16 protein-coding genes and 1 tRNA gene are annotated in these 15829 nt (G+C 61.3%); 9 read left to right on the forward strand and 8 right to left on the reverse strand.

Annotated features, from left to right (window positions below; translation table 11 throughout):
* The first annotated feature begins 123 nt into the window (after positions 1–123).
* On the forward strand, positions 124–885 hold the full coding sequence (locus CCICO_RS02360) for a YwiC-like family protein (protein ID WP_279625136.1): 762 nt from the start codon (positions 124–126) through the stop codon (positions 883–885).
* Here the strand turns inward: CCICO_RS02360 and CCICO_RS02365 are convergent.
* The 3 genes from CCICO_RS02365 to CCICO_RS02375 form a co-directional block, all read right to left on the reverse strand.
* A complete protein-coding gene (locus tag CCICO_RS02365; RefSeq protein ID WP_018018863.1) occupies positions 882–2282 on the reverse strand; it encodes a class I adenylate-forming enzyme family protein in 1401 nt (466 codons plus the stop codon). The two genes, CCICO_RS02360 and CCICO_RS02365, sit on opposite strands and share 4 nt — an antisense overlap.
* Positions 2279–4291, reverse strand: a complete 2013-nt coding sequence (locus tag CCICO_RS02370) for an ATP-dependent DNA helicase (RefSeq protein ID WP_018018864.1) — start codon at positions 4289–4291, stop codon at positions 2279–2281. The genes CCICO_RS02365 and CCICO_RS02370 overlap by 4 nt, the downstream gene beginning before the upstream one ends.
* 156 nt (positions 4292–4447) lie before the next feature.
* Positions 4448–5797 carry a nicotinate phosphoribosyltransferase gene (locus tag CCICO_RS02375; RefSeq protein WP_018018865.1) on the reverse strand — a complete coding sequence of 450 codons (1350 nt, stop codon included), beginning with the start codon at positions 5795–5797 and terminating at the stop codon, positions 4448–4450.
* Between the two features lie 122 nt (positions 5798–5919).
* On the opposite strand from CCICO_RS02375, the gene clpS reads away from it, so the two are divergent.
* The 7 genes from clpS (at position 5920) to rdgB (ending at position 11040) form a co-directional block, all read left to right on the forward strand.
* Entirely contained in the window at positions 5920–6228 is a 309-nt protein-coding gene (clpS, locus tag CCICO_RS02380) for an ATP-dependent Clp protease adapter ClpS (protein WP_018018866.1), read from the forward strand.
* 69 nt (positions 6229–6297) lie between these two features.
* Positions 6298–6837, forward strand: coding sequence for a DUF2017 domain-containing protein (locus tag CCICO_RS02385; protein ID WP_018018867.1), 540 nt, complete (start codon positions 6298–6300; stop codon positions 6835–6837).
* 134 nt (positions 6838–6971) lie between these two features.
* Positions 6972–7682, forward strand: a complete 711-nt coding sequence (locus CCICO_RS02390; protein WP_018018868.1) for a rhomboid family intramembrane serine protease — start codon at positions 6972–6974, stop codon at positions 7680–7682.
* A 160-nt stretch (positions 7683–7842) separates the two neighbouring features.
* Entirely contained in the window at positions 7843–8715 is an 873-nt protein-coding gene (murI, locus tag CCICO_RS02395; protein WP_018018869.1) for a glutamate racemase, read from the forward strand.
* Positions 8716–8776: 61 nt separating this feature from the next.
* Positions 8777–9544, forward strand: coding sequence for an MBL fold metallo-hydrolase (locus tag CCICO_RS02400; RefSeq protein ID WP_018018870.1), 768 nt, complete (start codon positions 8777–8779; stop codon positions 9542–9544).
* 50 nt (positions 9545–9594) lie between these two features.
* On the forward strand, positions 9595–10326 hold the full coding sequence (gene rph / locus CCICO_RS02405; protein ID WP_018018871.1) for a ribonuclease PH: 732 nt from the start codon (positions 9595–9597) through the stop codon (positions 10324–10326).
* A 27-nt stretch (positions 10327–10353) separates the two neighbouring features.
* Positions 10354–11040: an RdgB/HAM1 family non-canonical purine NTP pyrophosphatase gene (gene rdgB / locus CCICO_RS02410; RefSeq protein WP_018018872.1), complete on the forward strand. Its 687-nt coding sequence runs from the start codon at positions 10354–10356 to the stop codon at positions 11038–11040.
* Positions 11041–11157: 117 nt separating this feature from the next.
* Here the strand turns inward: rdgB and CCICO_RS02415 are convergent, their stop codons facing one another.
* Together CCICO_RS02415 and CCICO_RS02420 are read right to left on the reverse strand one after the other, a co-directional pair.
* Entirely contained in the window at positions 11158–11517 is a 360-nt protein-coding gene (locus CCICO_RS02415) for a DUF3817 domain-containing protein (RefSeq protein ID WP_018018873.1), read from the reverse strand.
* A 6-nt stretch (positions 11518–11523) separates the two neighbouring features.
* Positions 11524–11886: a hypothetical protein gene (locus CCICO_RS02420; protein WP_018018874.1), complete on the reverse strand. Its 363-nt coding sequence runs from the start codon at positions 11884–11886 to the stop codon at positions 11524–11526.
* Positions 11887–12103: 217 nt separating this feature from the next.
* Here CCICO_RS02420 and CCICO_RS02425 point away from each other — a divergent pair.
* Positions 12104–12188 (forward strand) — tRNA-Leu (locus tag CCICO_RS02425).
* A 295-nt stretch (positions 12189–12483) separates the two neighbouring features.
* On the opposite strand, the gene CCICO_RS02430 is transcribed toward CCICO_RS02425, so the two are convergent.
* From CCICO_RS02430 to CCICO_RS02440, 3 genes are all read right to left on the reverse strand, one after another.
* On the reverse strand, positions 12484–13890 hold the full coding sequence (locus CCICO_RS02430) for an NAD-dependent succinate-semialdehyde dehydrogenase (protein WP_018018875.1): 1407 nt from the start codon (positions 13888–13890) through the stop codon (positions 12484–12486).
* 148 nt (positions 13891–14038) lie between these two features.
* A complete protein-coding gene (locus CCICO_RS02435; protein ID WP_018018876.1) occupies positions 14039–14671 on the reverse strand; it encodes a response regulator in 633 nt (210 codons plus the stop codon).
* Positions 14668–15777, reverse strand: coding sequence for a sensor histidine kinase (locus CCICO_RS02440; protein ID WP_026161301.1), 1110 nt, complete (start codon positions 15775–15777; stop codon positions 14668–14670). Before CCICO_RS02440 ends, CCICO_RS02435 begins: the two co-directional genes overlap by 4 nt.
* Positions 15778–15829: the final 52 nt, after the last annotated feature.

Below are 15829 nucleotides of genomic sequence, written 5' to 3' on the forward strand. Positions count from 1 at the left end.
TGTGGGCTAAGCCTAGCGTGACCTACACTGATCCTTGTGAGTAGAACCCCATCTCCTTCGCCGTCCCCTGCACAGGCCGCACGCCGGTCGCACGGCACCCGTTCCGCTCGCAACCGGGCATGGGTGCCGGATCAGCACGGAGCGTGGGTGATGGTTATTCTGCCGCTAGTGATCGGTGTCGTGCGTGCAGGGGGTAGTCCCTTACATATTCCGCTCGCCATTGCATGGCTGAGCGGATATTTTTGTTTCTTCGCTGCGGGACTTTTTTTGAAAGTTCGTCATGCGACCCGCGGCAATAGGCGGAGACAGTACGCCACGCCGATGTGCGTATATGGAGGAGTCAGCGTGCTGGCCTCAGGGGTGGTTGTTTTCGCCCAGCCGCAGGTACTCATCTTCTCTCTGCTGTTCGCCCCGCTGATAGCCATCGCTGTGTGGGAAGCGTGGAACAAGCGGGGCCGATCCTTAGCCTCTGGGCTGTCTACAGTGGTGGCCTCGAGTCTGTTGATCCCCGTGGCCTGCTTCATCACCGGCGCGCTGGATCGCAGCGTGTGGATCACGACGCTGCTCATCGCCATGTATTTTGCCGGCACGGTTCCCCTGGTTAAGACACTGATCCGTGATCGTGGCAGTAGCCGGATGCTGGGTATCTCCATTGGCATGCATAGCGTGGCTGCCCTGATCGTGCTGGGGCTCTATCTCGCGGGGGAGGCCTCGTGGCTTGCGTTAAGCGTATTCTGTGGCCTCGTTGCGCGAGCCACCATGATGCCGATGCTGAACAATCGGAGACTGGATGCAGGCCAGCGGCCGATCAGCGCCAAGAAGGTCGGGCTCTGGGAAAGCCTGTGGACGCTCCTTGTCACAGCGGCGGCGCTTCTACCGCTCTAAGCGCGCAGCAAGCGTCGCAGGGTTTTGCCTGCTGCAGAACGCGGGATGGCGTCAACAAAGCGGACCTGCCGGATCCGTTCAAAGGGTGCGACGCGCTCGGCCACGAAGGCCATGAGCTCCTCCGGATCCACGCTAGATTCATCAGCTACCACACACGCCACCGGCATTTCTTCGCCGTGCGGCCCTATTCCTGGTACCACAGCGCAATCGGAGACTCCAGAAAAGTGCAGCACAACATCCTCCAGTTTCACTGGCGAGACCTGGAAGCCGTGGGATTTGATGATGTCTTTTAAACGGTCGACGATGAAGACTTCCTCGCGTTCATTGATATAGGCCATATCCCCAGTGCGTAACCAGCCATCTACGAGTGCGCCGTAGGAATCTGGGCCGGCACCGGCGTAGCCCTGCATCACCTGCGGCCCATATACCCACAATTCGCCCACCTCGCCGGGCGAGAGATCCTTGAGGCTTTGTGGGTCTACGATGCGCTGGCGGGTATCGCGCAGTGGAGGACCAATGGATGTCACGGGCGAGTCGGGCATACATAGGTGGGTCACCGGCGATGCCTCAGTGAGCCCATAGCCCTGACGGATCGGCACCCCCGTGCGCTCCATTGCGGCGGCGGCCACAGCTGCCGGCAGTGACGCCGCGCCGCTGATCATCTGGCTGCAGTGGGAAAAATCAATCGTGTCAACGAGGGAATGCTGGGCTAATAGCCGTGCAAGGGGAGGGGCGATGAAGGTGGTGGTGACGTGGAAGCGCTGGTGGTCGCGGAGAAAGTCCTCTGCCGAAAAGGGGGTGGCTATCACCCGTGCGCGGCAATAGAGCGGCACGGTAAGAAGTGCTGTGAGGCCATAGATATGGCTTAAGGGCAGAACTGATAGACAGGTATCCTCCGCAGCCACGTTGACACGTTCGGCGAACTGCACCACGTTGGCGCACAGGTTGCCGTGGGTGAGCACCACCGCCTTAGGTGTCCCCGTTGTACCGGAGGAGAAGGGCAGACACGCCCGATCCTGCGGAGACATAGTGGCAAAGCTGGGGGCGGGTGCGTGGGGGCGGGCGAGCACGGCGGCGATATCCTCAGGGCTGCGCATCGCCAGCGTCGCTTGAGCATCACGCAGCTGGGCCTGCGCCTCCTCATCGCTGAGGTGCGTGCCCAGCGGGGTGGCTGTTGCACCGGCGGCAAGAACAGCGAAGAAGCAGCGGGCGAAGTCGATGCCATTAGGCAGCTGAATGCCCACCACGTCTCCAGTGCCCACCCCGCTGCTGTGGAGCGCGCCGGCGAGGTCCAGAATCTCCTCGCGCAGCTGCGGGTAGGTGATGCTGCGTTCTCTGTCTACCAGGGCGGTGTGGGAGGGCAGGGTGGCGTCGAAAAGCAATGCTGCGAGGTTCATGAGCGCACCAGCCTCTGCAATGCCCCGCGCACCACGGCGGGATCGGCGGTTTCCCACATGGGCGGAATGGATCGCCTGAGGAAGGTGCCATAGCGTTTGGTTACGAGCCGCTGATCCAGCACCGCCACCACGCCGCGGTCTGTGACAGAGCGCAGCAACCGGCCCGCACCCTGGGCGAGCAGCAGCGCGGCGTGCGTGGCCGCGACCTCCATAAAGCCATTGCGCTGCTCAGCATCGGCGGCCTCTTTGCGGGCTTGCAGGAGCGGATCATCGGGGCGGGGGAAGGGCAGCCGGTCGATCATCACTAACGAGAGGGAACGGCCAGGCACATCTACGCCTTGCCACAGGGTAAGCGTGCCGAAAAGACAGGTGTTTTCGTGTCGTGCGAACTCGGAGACGAGCGCGCCGATGGAATCATCACCCTGAAGCAGGATATCGAAGGGAACGAGCGGGCGGAGCTTCTCGGCGGCTTCGCGGGCAGCGCGGCGGGAGGAGAACAGCCCCAGGGTGCGGCCACCGGCAGCCATGATGAGCTCGCGCATCTCCTCCAGTGCCTCCGGGGAGATGCCGTCGCGGCCCGGGGCGGGCAGATGGGTGGCGCAGTAGAGGATGCCCGAGGAACGCGTATCGAAGGGGGTGCCGGCATCGAGGCTGTCCCACGTTCCCTGCTTGAGTCCCCACGAGGCGGCCATCGCGTTGAAATTACCGCCGAGTGCCAGCGTGGCGGAGGTGAGCACCACGGTGGAGGTGGAAAAGAGCTTCTGGGCCAGCAGGGGAGCCACCGAGAGTGGGGCCACGTTCAGCGAATCGCGCCGAGAACTGCTGTTGAACCCAGCTGTTTCTGGGGAGGCGGTGTAGGGTCGATCGAGCCACACCACGTCCTGCTGCTCGGCGGGGTTATCGGTATCGAAGACCGCCATGATTCGGTCGATGGCGGTGACGAGCTCGACGATGTGGTTATTCAGCGAGCGTCGCTCGGCCGCGGCCTCTTGATCTTCTCCCGGTTCGCCACTGTCGAGGGAAGAGAGCATGCTGGTGCACTGCTTGCGCACGCTCGTGAGCATTCCCGACGCGTGCTCGCTGATGGTTAACCAGCGGCCCGGCTCTTCGCTCTCGAGGGTGAGGTCCCATTCTTCAGCCAGCTCGGCGAGCTTTGTTTCCTTGCCGTCCACGCCCACCTTGCCGGCCCGGGTGGCGGTGAGCTTTAGGGCCGTAGAAGAGAGCGAGTTGGTGGATACAGCGGTGATGCGCCCGTCGAGCTCGTGGGCCTCGTCAATAATCACCGCATCGTGTTCGGGGAGAATATCCACATCAGAGAGCGCATCGATGGCCAATAGGGCGTGATTGGTTACCACCACGTCCACATCGTTGGCGTGCTGGCGGGCATGTTCTGCAAAGCACTCCTCGCCGAAGGGACAGGAGGTGGCCCCCATGCAATCCCTTGAGCTCACGCTCATGAGATTCCACACTCGGTCGCTGACCCCAGGGTCGAGATCATCGCGGTCGCCCGTGTCGGTCTCCTCGGCCCATTCGGCGATGCGGCGAACCTGTTTTCCTAAATCCGACAGTTCGGTGGGAGGTTGTTCTGCCTCGTCCATGGGCAGCGAAGGATCCTCGGCGTTGAGCTTGTGCAGGCACAGATAGTTGTTGCGGCCTTTGAGGATGGCGAAGGTGGGTTCGCGGTCGAGGTGCGGGCGCAGGCCTGCAACCAGTGCTGGGAGATCGCGGCCGACGAGCTGGCGTTGCAGTGCGATCGTGGCTGTGGACACCACCACCGTGGTGTCGGTTTCGTGCGCATAGCGAAAAGCCGGCACGAGGTAAGCCAAGGATTTACCGGTACCCGTGCCAGCCTGTACAGCGAGGTGACGCTGCCGAAAGAGAGCGGAGCTAACGGCGTGCGCCATCTTCTCTTGTCCCTCGCGGCGCGCCCCGCCGAGGTGATCGACGGCCGCATGAAGCAGGCCGAGAACATCGTCCGTAGGGGAGGCGGGGCTGTCGGAGGAACTCATAACGCACATACTAATGAGGCGTCGGCCCCGTGGGGCTGTCAGCACCCGTCAGCCCCACCGGGTCCGTGGGCTTTGGGCTGGCTGCGGCTTGCCAGCTGGTCTGTGAGCCGAGTGTAGATGCCGCCGGCCGGCCCATGGCCGGTCTGTTTCTGGTGGCTAGTGGTCGAAGCCGTAGAAGCGGGTGTTCACTGCGGGCTCGCCGCGGGAAAGCGCCAAGCCTTCCCAGGGGAGGGATTCGATTTCGCGTGCGAGATAGTCGCGGGACTGCTTCAGAGTGGGTAGGCCATCGACGATTGCGCCGCCGCGCATGAGCGGTTGTGTCAGCTCCACAAAACCCAAGCGCCCGGTCGGTGGGGTGTCGTGGTCGAAGGGGTAGACGATTTCTTCCACCGCAGTTCCGGTGGGGCGCAGGGTGCGCAGGGCGCGTTTGGTGCCCCCATGAGAGCGCTTATTGGACGAGCGCTTGGATACCGGGTGGCCGTCGACCTCCACGAGCTTGTACACCAAGCCCGCGGTGGGAGCACCGGATCCGGTGACCACTGAGGTGCCCACACCGAAAACATCCACGGGGTCGCCGCGCAAACCTGCGATGGCAAACTCATCCAGATCGGACGAGACCACAATCTTGGTATCGGTGGCTCCTGCGGCATCCAATTGATCCCGCACCCGCCGAGTGAGCACGCCGAGATCGCCGGAGTCGATGCGCACGCCCCCCAGTTGGTTTCCGGCCACTGCCAGAGCTGTCTCGACACCCTTGGTGATGTCGAAGGTATCGACCAGCAGGGTGGTGCCTACTCCTTGGGCGGCGATCTGGGAGCGGAAGGCCCGCTCCTCGTCAGGCTGACCATTGTCGTCCACGTGCAGCAGCGTCCACGCATGGGCGGCGGTGCCGGAGGCGGGCACGCCATAGCGGTGCGAGGCCTCCAGGTTGGAGGTGGCATAGAACCCAGCGAGATAGGCGGCGCGGGTGGCGGTAACGGCCGCGTATTCGTGGGTGCGGCGCGAGCCCATTTCCAGAATGGGTCGGCCGTCAGCGGCGGTGACCATACGCGCGGCAGCGGAGGCCACGGCGGAATCGGCGTTGAGAATAGAGAGGATTACCGTCTCTAGGATCACGCATTCGCCAAAGGTTCCGCGCACCGTAAGTACTGGGGAATAGGGAAAGTACAGCGAGCCTTCGAGATAGCCGTCAATATCGCCGGAGAAGCGGTAATTCCGCAGATAGTCGAGAGTTTCTTCACTGAGAAAATCGAGGCTGCTGAGTTGCGCCTCGGAGAACACAAAACTGGTGACGGCGTCGAGCACGCGTGCAGTACCGGCTACCACCCCGTAGCGGCGTTCGCTGGGCAGCCGCCGGGAAAAAACTTCAAATGTGCACTGCCGATCCACCGAGCCGTCCTTGATGGCGGCTTCCAGCATGGTCAATTCATACATGTCAGTGAGCAGCGCCGAGGACACACTCTTCAGGTTCTCGTGTTCTACCATGTCTTCACCATACGCGTTCATGCAGCGCTTCTTGCTTATCGACGTCGACTTGCCGGCACCCACCGCCGAACTGCCTTGAGTAATCAACCCCTATCAACCCCCGAGGAACGTTCTTTATGACTAACCTATGGAGTATGAATGCAATGAGTACCCCCTCGGCGCCGATGGCCACGCCCGAGCTCGACGAAGCACTCGAGGTCGATGTCACCACCAGCGAAAACCTGCCGTGGTTGTGCATTTGCTGGGATGATCCCGTGAACCTGATGAGCTACGTTTCCTACATCTTTCACACGGTCTTGGGATACGACAAGAAGCGTGCAAACGAGCTCATGATGCAGGTCCACACCGAAGGCAAGGCGGTCGTCTCCTCTGGTGAGCGCGACAAGGTAGAGGCTGATGTGAAAAAGCTGCACACCGCAGGCCTGTGGGCCACTATGCAGCAAGCCGGCTAAGAGCCACTGACAGTACTGGGCCACAGAGACATAGTGTGAGCCCTAGTAGTAGAGAAAAAGAAAGCCAGAATGGAAGCCTTCAAGCGCAAGAAGGGGCTGATGCGCAGCCCCAAATACACTGCCGTGTTTGAGCCACTCGAGCGCGAAGTATTGGGAAATCTCACCGCCACGGTATCGGAGGCGTTGATTCAACGCGCCCAGTCAGCTCCGAAAGATGAGCTCGAAGAACTTGTGGGAATGTCGAGCGGCCACAAAGAGGCGCCGAAGGATCCTGGTTTGGCCCGTCTCCTGCCCGATTTTGAACGGGAAGGCGATGAAGAATTCGAGGGGGACAATGCCCTGCTGCGTTCTCTGCACGAAAACGATATTTGCAAGGACAAACTGCGCAACCTGCAGGTCATTAACGGCGCCCTCGGACCCGATGGTGGCGTACATGTTGTGGTTGATGATGAAGACGTGCATGCGTGGCTGTCGGGGTTGAATGATCTTCGCCTTTACATCGCATCCTCCGAAATGAGTAACCACGAAGGCGCGGAAGAAGAGCGCGATCAGCTGGTGGAATGGCTTGGTTACGTGCAGGATTCCCTGTTGCACGCCTATATGAGCTAGCTCCGCCTTTTCCAAAGACGGCTGTGGGCTCAGCTCAGCGGGGTCTAGAGGTGGCGTCGATAAGCATGTAACGGGTGTAAGCGGCGTGCGTACAATCGGCTACACCACCGAGTCCTAGAAAGAGTCACCTTCACATGTCTCATGGCTATTCCCGCTATTCCCATCAGCCTGCCTATGGCGGCAGCGAGCACCCAGGTCCGGCCTATAGCCCTGCACCGCGGAAGATGAGCCGAACCCCGCAGCGCCAGTCGCGGGGCGGTTTCGGTACCGGTGTGCGCATCGCTATCGGTTATGTGGTGGTGCTCTGGGTCGTGTTTTTTGTGCAGCAGACCGGTGCGCTGAATCTCTCGTGGTTCGGTATTCATCCGCGGGATACCTCCACGCTGTGGCATGTGCTGACATGGTCGTTTTTGCACGCCAATATGGATCATCTCATCGGCAACACAGTGACAGGCGCACTTTTTGCTTTTCTTGTCGGCGTCACCGGCAAACGCACCTTTTGGGAAGTGACCATCATCGCAGCCATCACGGGCGGACTGGCAGCGTGGTTTCTGGGCTATCCCGGCACGAACCACATCGGTGCCTCGGGGGTGATCTACGGCTGGCTGAGTTATCTCATCGTTCGAGGAGTGTTTAATCGCTCGCTTCGGCAGATCATTCTCGGCGTCGTCCTCGCTTTTACTTACTCGGGCTTTGTCTGGGGTGTGATTCCCACCGAGGCGGCGGTGTCCTGGCAGGGCCACCTCGGCGGGGCGCTCGGCGGGATCGTCGCCGGCGCCGTGATTACCTCAGATGACCCGGTGAGAAAGATCAGCTCGCGGCCACAATCTCCTTACGGCTACTAGTAGGCGAGACACCGCATAGGGCGCCCACCTGCGCCCCGTGCAGGCTGTACGCAGCTGCGGACTTGGGTGGTGGCTGCCTGCTGCTAGTGTTCGCGCGCCCGCCCCACTAGGCTTGCGTGCTGTGGATACCAGCGAGGACAAAGACAGCACAGGGCAGCTAATGGTGGATAATCCGTGGAATTTCCGCACGGTGGTTGATGAGTTCGGGCACGAGCGCGTACTCGCGGATCAGCCGAGTAATAACGCCCCGATCGGTATCTTCGATTCAGGCCTCGGCGGGCTCACCGTGGCGCGGTCGATCGTGGACCAGCTGCCTCATGAGTCCATTATCTACATTGGTGATACCGCACACGCCCCCTATGGGCCGCAGCCTTTGTCCAAGGTGAGAGACCACTCGCAGCGCATCGCCGATGAGCTTGTGCGCCGTGGCTGCAAAATGATCGTCATTGCCTGCAATACAGCGACCTCAGCCTTCGTGCGGGATGCGCGCGAGCGCTACAACATTCCCGTGGTGGGCGTGATCCTGCCTGCGGTGCGACGTGCTGTATCCACCACGCGCAATAACAAAATCGGCGTCATCGGCACCCAAGGAACGATCACCTCGGGCGCCTATCAAGAGTTTTTCGCCGCCTCACCACAGGTTGAGGTAACGGCCACTCCCTGCCCCCAGTTTGTGAACTTTGTGGAACGCGGAATCACCTCAGGGCGCCAGATCCTAGGCGTGGCCGAGGGGTATTTGGCGCCGCTGCAGGCGGCCGGCGTGGACACGCTCGTTCTCGGCTGCACGCACTATCCTCTGCTCTCTGGTGTGATCCAGCTGGCCATGGGCGATGATGTCACCCTCGTTTCCAGCGCGGAGGAAACCGCGAAGGATGTGTTGCGGGTGCTCAGCCAGACCGACCAGCTCGCCGATCCGGACCACACGGCGCAGCGCTCCTTCGAATCCACCGGCGATCCCGCTATCTTTGCCACGCTGTCACAGCGATTCCTCGGCCCTCATGTGACTGAGGTCCAACACGCGCAGGGCTTGTAACTTTTCAGACACCGCCGCGGCTTTTTCCACATGACCGCGGCTTTAGTGGCAGAGTGATGGTATGAAGTTGACCATCATTGGATGCACCGGCAGCATGGGCGGCCCCGAGGGGCCGGCGTCGGGATATCTCCTTCAGGGCGAACGCGGGCAGTCCATCATCATGGACATCGGCCCCGGGGTGCTGGCACAGCTGATGCAGATGATCAACCCCTCAGAGGCGCATGTGGTGTTTTCTCACCTCCACGCGGACCATTGCCTCGATTTCCCCTCTCTGCTGGTGTGGCGCCGTTTCCACCCCGAAATGGCAGCCCAGGGGCGCAACCTGTGCTTCGGGCCGAGTGATACCGAGCTGCGGCTGGGGCGCATCTCGGCGGATGTCACCGATGGGGTGGATGACATGTCCGATACCTTCGCGTATTCCACTTGGACGCTGGGCCAGGCGGAGCACCTCGAGGGCATTTCTATCACCCCCTATCGAGCTATCCATCCGATCGAGGCCTATAGCCTGCGTATCGAGGAAGAAGCCACGGGAACAGTGTTCGCCTACTCCGGCGATACCAGCCCCACTGAATCCACCCGTGAGTGCGCCCGCGGGGCGGACGTGTTTCTGTGCGAGGCCACCTGGGGGTATTCCTCGGACGATAAGCCGGAGGGGTTGCATCTGTCTGGCCGTGAGGCTGGGCGTATCGCGCGCGAGGCAGGGGTGGGCACACTGGTGCTCATTCACATTCCGCCGTGGGGCGATGCGGACGGGGCGGTGCGTGCCGCGGCCGAAGAATTCTCTGGGCCCATCGTGGTGGGTGCCCCTGGGCAGGTGTACACCGGCTAGGCCCCTAGCACCTAGGGAGTGAACATGGGCTGCGGTGTACCCTGAAGCCCATGACTACTAGCTTTCAGCGCGCAGATGGGCGCGCTCTCGATGAGATGCGTCCGGTCCGAATCACCCGTGGTTTCACCACCAACCCCGCTGGCAGTGTGCTGGTGGAGTTTGGCAACACTCGCGTGATGTGCACCGCTTCGATCGAGGAGTCGGTGCCGCGTTTCAAGCGGGATTCCGGCGAGGGCTGGCTCACCGCGGAGTACTCCATGCTGCCCGCTGCCACACATGAGCGGATGCCGCGTGAATCCATGCGCGGCAAGGTCAAGGGCCGCACGCACGAGATTTCTCGCCTAGTGGGGCGTTCCTTGCGCGCGGCTGTGGATTTGTCGCAGCTCGGAGAAAACACCATTTCCATTGACTGCGATGTCCTCCAAGCCGATGGCGGTACCCGCACCGCTGCGATCACAGGCGCCTATGTGGCGCTTGCCGACGCCATCTCGGTGCTTCGTGAGCGGGGAGTGCTCAGCGGCGATCCCCTGCTGCCGCCAGTCGCGGCGGTGTCGGTGGGGATCATCGACGGCCACGTCTGCCTCGATCTTCCCTACGAGGAGGACTCCCGCGCCGATGTGGATATGAACGTGATCATGACCGACTCTGGCGAATTTGTGGAAATCCAAGGAACCGGCGAGCACAACACCTTCAGCCGCGCGGAAGTCACCGCTATTTTGGATATGGCAGAAAAGGGCTGCCGCGAGTTGATCGACGCCCAGAAGCAGGCCCTCAAGGCCTAGCGAAGTTGGATTAAGGGGACTGATGCGATGCTGCTGCATGTAGCTACTCACAACACCAAGAAACTCGCCGAGCTACGCCGCGTGCTCGATGCCGCAGGTATCGATAACTGCGAGCTCGTTACTACGGAAGATCTCCTCGGCTACGAGGAGCCAGTAGAAGATGGTCGCACCTTCGCCGATAATGCGCTCATCAAGGCCCGCGCCGGGGCGAAAGCCACCGGCGAGGTGACTCTCGCCGACGACTCCGGCCTGTGTGTGAAGGAAATGAACGGCATGCCGGGCGTGCTCTCTGCCCGGTGGTCCGGCGAGGGAGACGATGACGCCAACAATGAGCTGCTATTGAAGCAGATGAAGGATGTGCCCCTGGGCCGGCGCGACGCCAGCTTCGTGTCGGTATGCGCCATCGTTACCCCAGACGGCGAAGAGTTCATCGAAAAAGGCGAGTGGGTTGGTCGTTTGCTGCGCAATCCCGTGGGCGAGAATGGTTTCGGCTACGATCCGTTGTTCGTTCCGGCCGAGGAGGATGAGCGGGTGGAGGGTACCGATGAGCGCCCCCGCAGCTCTGCGGAACTCAGCGCCGAGGAAAAGGATGCGCTGTCGCACCGAGGCAAGGCCCTGGAGGCCCTTGTGCCCGCTATCTCCTCACTGGTGACGCAGTGGGAGGCCCGCACCGCCGAGCAGTCCGAGGAAGACGAAGAGTCCTCGTCGAGCTAGGCGCGTAGCCTTCGCGAGATCCCAGAGATAGCAGCACCGCCGAGTCCGATCGCAGTGATCAGGCTCGGCGGTGCTGCCGTGGTCGGGGGTGGGGTGGGCGTCGATAAGCGGCCCGGCTTAGAGCTGGAAGGCGGCGGTGACTTCCTTGCGGCGGCGGGCCTCGGCCACGAAGGACAGGAAGGGGATGGTGCCGGCGAGCGCGGTGAGGATCCAGCGGATGGGCTCCCACCGAGCTTTCACACCGAGGTTCAGGGTCGCGATGAGATAGAGCATGTAGAACAGGCCGTGCAGCTGGCCAATGATGCGGGTCCACTCCGGCATGTCGATGCCCACCACATACTCGAGAATCATGCGGGTGGTGAGGATGATTAGCCACACACCGGTGACCCACGCCGCGATGGAGAATAGTTTCAGCGCGTTACGTACGCGCTCCTGCCGTTGTGGGGTGGGGGTTAGGCGTTGAGAAGAAGACGTCATGTTTATCTAGGAACTTTCGTTGGTTTCGGCGGAGGGGGAACGAGGGGAGCGACGCTGCTCATTGAGCGAGTTGAAGGTGTCTACATCCACACTGGGGCGGCGGGGCAGAAAATTCTCATCGATCTCAGTCATTTCTCCGCGCTCAGCAATACGACGATCCACGGGGGAGACATCCTCGCCATCGTCAAGCATCTCATTTTCGTACTTGAGATAACTCCGGTAGGCGTAGACAATAAAGGCCCCAAAAAACGGCCACTGCAGCGCATAGCCCAAGTTTTGGAAGGTACCCGATCCCGACTGGAATCGCGTCCACTGCCAATAGGCCAAGCCGAGCGTGGCAGCCACCGCGAGGGCGACAAATACAATCATCCCGACCGACGCGCGCTTGCGAGGACGCGGCGAAGAGGACGGCTCACCCTGATTAGTACTCACAACCGTCTACGATACCCAACACGCTTATCGACGCCGCGCTCCGGGCCACGCCCAGTGGCCGGTAAGCAGAGGAGAAAACCCCGCGTCAACAGTGCTGTTGGCGATCGGCATAGCCGCTGGATACAATACCCGCAGCACCTTCAAGACGGTGCGGGCGCCTGTGGCGGAATTGGCAGACGCGCTGGATTTAGGTTCCAGTGTCTTAGGACGTGGGAGTTCAAGTCTCCCCAGGCGCACCACTACCCACCTACCACGGTAGGTGGGTTTCTTCTTGTATCGGCACTGGTAGAGCACCTGAAAGGGGCGCCTAGTCTGGGCTCGGCCGAGCTTGGCCGCGTTTCGTACATCGGTGGCAACGGGATGTGCGGCCTGGCTGCGTGGAGCCCACCTGGCAAGTCGATCATCGAGCAGCAATAGCTGAGACCCGCATCGGCTGCGATAGTAGTGAGCCGTGAATGCCCCAAGTGCGCGGATGCGCCCACCTGCGTCGGCAGGTGGGCGCATCTAGGGCTTAGGCGCTTGAGCGTTCAGGTGTTACAGAGCGGGGGACAGGCCCGCATCGCTTTGGTCGCTGACGCGGTAGAGGTGCTCGTTCACGAACTCGCCCACACCCCAGCGGGCCAGCTCGCGGCCGTAGCCAGAGCGATTGATTCCACCGAAGGGCAGATTGGCAGCGGTTACGGAGGCTTCGTTGACGAAGGTCATGCCATCCTCGAGTTGCTGGGCCACAGCGTAGGCCTGCTTCAGGTCCGTGCCCCATACCGAGGAGGACAGGCCGTAGTCCGAATTATTTGCCAAAGCAATGGCCTCCTCGACATCCTTCACCTTGTACACGATGGCGACAGGGCCGAAGATCTCGTTGCAGCCGACCTCGGCGCAGGGGTCCACATCGGTGAGCAAGGTGGGCTCCATGTACGCGCCCTCGCGGTCGATGGCGGTGCCGCCGACGCGAATCGTCGCGGTGCCCTCCTTGGCGGCCTGTTCGAGGCGCTCGACAATCTCGTCGCGGGCCCCAATAGAGGACAGCGGACCGATGTCAGCATTCTCGTCATCGTAGGAGCCCACGGACAGTGCGCTGATCTTCTGCTCCAAGAACTCGACAGTGCGATCGTAAAAGTCGTCCATCACGATCAGACGCTTCGGTGCGTTGCAGGCCTGGCCGGTGTTATACATACGGATCTTGAGGAACTGCTCCAGCACCCACTCCAAGTTCTCATCGTCGAGCACGATGAAGGGGTCGTTGCCGCCCAGCTCAAGCACGGACTTCTTGTAGTGTTTGCCAGCGGTCTGTGCCACTGCAGCGCCGGCGGCCTCGGAACCTGTGAGGGATACGCCCTTGATGCGCTTGTCTGCCACGAAGGCGTCCATCTGCGATCCGGAAGCATAAATGTTGATGAAGGCATCCTTCGGCAAGCCTGCCTCTTCCAGCAGATCTTGGCAGGCCTGGGAGGAGAGTGGGCAAATGGATGCGTGCTTCAGCACGATGGTGTTGCCCAGCAGCAGGTTCGGGGCGGCGAAACGAGCTACCTGGTAATAGGGGAAATTCCACGGCATGACACCCAGCAGTGGGCCGAGTGGCTCCTTCTTCACCACGGTCTGCTGGGCGCCCGAGGCGGGTAGGTATTCATCGGCAAGCAATTCGTGGGCGTGCTCGGCGTACCAGCGGTAGATATCAGCCACGATCTGAATCTCTGCCTTGGCCCAGCGGGTCAGCTTGCCCATTTCCCGACCGATATAATCGGCCAGCTCGTCCGCGCGCTCTTCGTAGAGATCAGCGGTAGCGTTCAGTACCGCTACTCGTTCCTCGATCGAGCTTGTACGCCAGGAGGCGTAGGCGGCAGTGGAGCGATCGAGAATGTCGTCGCGGTCGGAATCGTTGATGCGGTCGAACTCCTTCTCGGAGCGGCCGGTGTTCGGATTGTCCAATGCAAATGTGCTCATGTGGCCCTGTATAGTCCCGTCCGCCCACGGGCTGCAAAGGTCTTCGCACACAACCATGGCAGAAGGCCTATTCCGTGGGATATATCACCAGCCACTGGCCCCGATCAGGGTGGAGGGGGCGTGCACCGTGAGGGGCTCTGAGCGGGGCCTAGCCAGTATGGCGCAGCCACGCCAAGACTGCCTTTACTCGGCGATTATCATCCTCGGGCTGAAACCCTAGTTTCATAAACACATTGGCCACGTGTTTGCTCACCGCCGAAGGGCTTAAAAATAATGACGCTTCAATGTCTCGATTGCTGAGTCCGCGGGCCATGAGTGCTAGCACATCTTTTTCCCTAGGGGTTAGTGCGGTGATGCCGTCGCGTTTGGCGCTGAGCAGGGTAGCGACCACTTCTTGGTCCACCACTGTGTTGCCAGCAGCCACGTCCTCGATTGTTTGAACAAATTCTTCGATCTCAGAGACCCGTTCTTTAAAGAGGTAGCCGAAGCTCCCAGCGCTCATGAGCTGGTCTAGATAGCTGGCGGCCACATACTGGCTCAGCACGATCACCGGCAGCTCGGGGCGTGAGTGGCGCAGTTCGGCGGCCGCTTTGAGGCCATCATCGCCCATGGTCGGTGGCATGCGCACATCGGTAATCACTAGGTCATAATCTGCTCCGAGGCCGTGCTCGCGGAGCGTGTCGGCATCTTCCACCGCGGTGACTTCGTGCCCGAGGGCCTGAAGAATCTGTGTTATCCCCGCGCGCAGCAGCGTGGAGTCCTCCGCGAGAAGAATGTTCATGACAGGGGCTTTCTTGCTAAAGGTACGGTCAGTTCAAGTACTGCGCCGGTGGTGGCGCTGCGCAGCGTGAGGGCTCCATCGAGCACCGCGGCGCGTTCGCGTAGCCCCACAATGCCGGTGCCGGTGCGCTCGCCGTCGGCGGTGGGGAGTGGGGTGTCTACTCCTTGGCCGTTGTCGTGCACTCTCACCTGCAGCCTAGAACCGGTGGTGAGGATAGAGATATCGGCGTGGGTGGCGTGGCCATGCCGAGTGGCATTCGTTAGCGCTTCACTAATGCAGTGGTAGGCCAGTAACGCTGTGGTCTCATCCAGCGGCGGTAGGGGTGCTGTGTCAGTGTGCAGTGTGGTGTCTATTCCCGCGTGGGCGATCAATTCCTCGACTGCCGCCACGAGACCGTTATCGTAGAGCACTTGAGGGGCAATGCCACGCACCGTGGCCCGCAGGGCAGCCAGCGCTTGGGCGGCGTTTTCCTGGGCTTTGAGAAGTGCCGGCTCGGGATCCTCGGAGAGGCGGGCGGCCGCGAGGTTGAGCTTGAGAGCAGTGAGATGCTGCTGCGGCCCATCATGAAGTTCCCTTTCGATGCGGCGTCGCTCGCCCGAAAAAGCGTCGGCAAGCAAAGCACGCGAGGTCTCTACATCTCGGGCGGAAGGGGCGAGAATGAGCTGAGAGATACGCACCGACACCCACGTCATCGCCCACGCCAACGCCGCGAGCAGTATCAACGCTAGCGAGGCGACACCGAAGCAGATGGCCACATTCAACGCGCGGTTGGTGCTCTGCCATGAATTGATCTCGAGGGTATCCGTAACAAAGGGCGCAACCAGTAAAAATCCTGTGGTCAGACCCAGAATGCTCCAGATGAAAAAACTCAGACACGAGATAAGCAACTGCAGCAGAAGATGAAGAATCTGCCGAATATCGAACCATCGCGATGCTTCTCGATGGCGGATAGGGCTGGCGAACAGCCTAGCCCCAAGGCGACCATAAGCATCCACGGGACGGGCCAGAAGCGGCAGCCACGGTACAAGGACGACGCTGACTATCAGCGCTGGGATACACGCCACGGCAAGGAGGGCATTCCACCCAATCGAGCGCAGAACTGACATAACTATCAAGCCTAAACGGGCACGCGGTCGAAGGCAGTGGAGCTAGCTCCAC

It is taken from the genome of Corynebacterium ciconiae DSM 44920 (genome assembly GCF_030440575.1).
Lineage (GTDB): Bacteria > Actinomycetota > Actinomycetes > Mycobacteriales > Mycobacteriaceae > Corynebacterium > Corynebacterium ciconiae.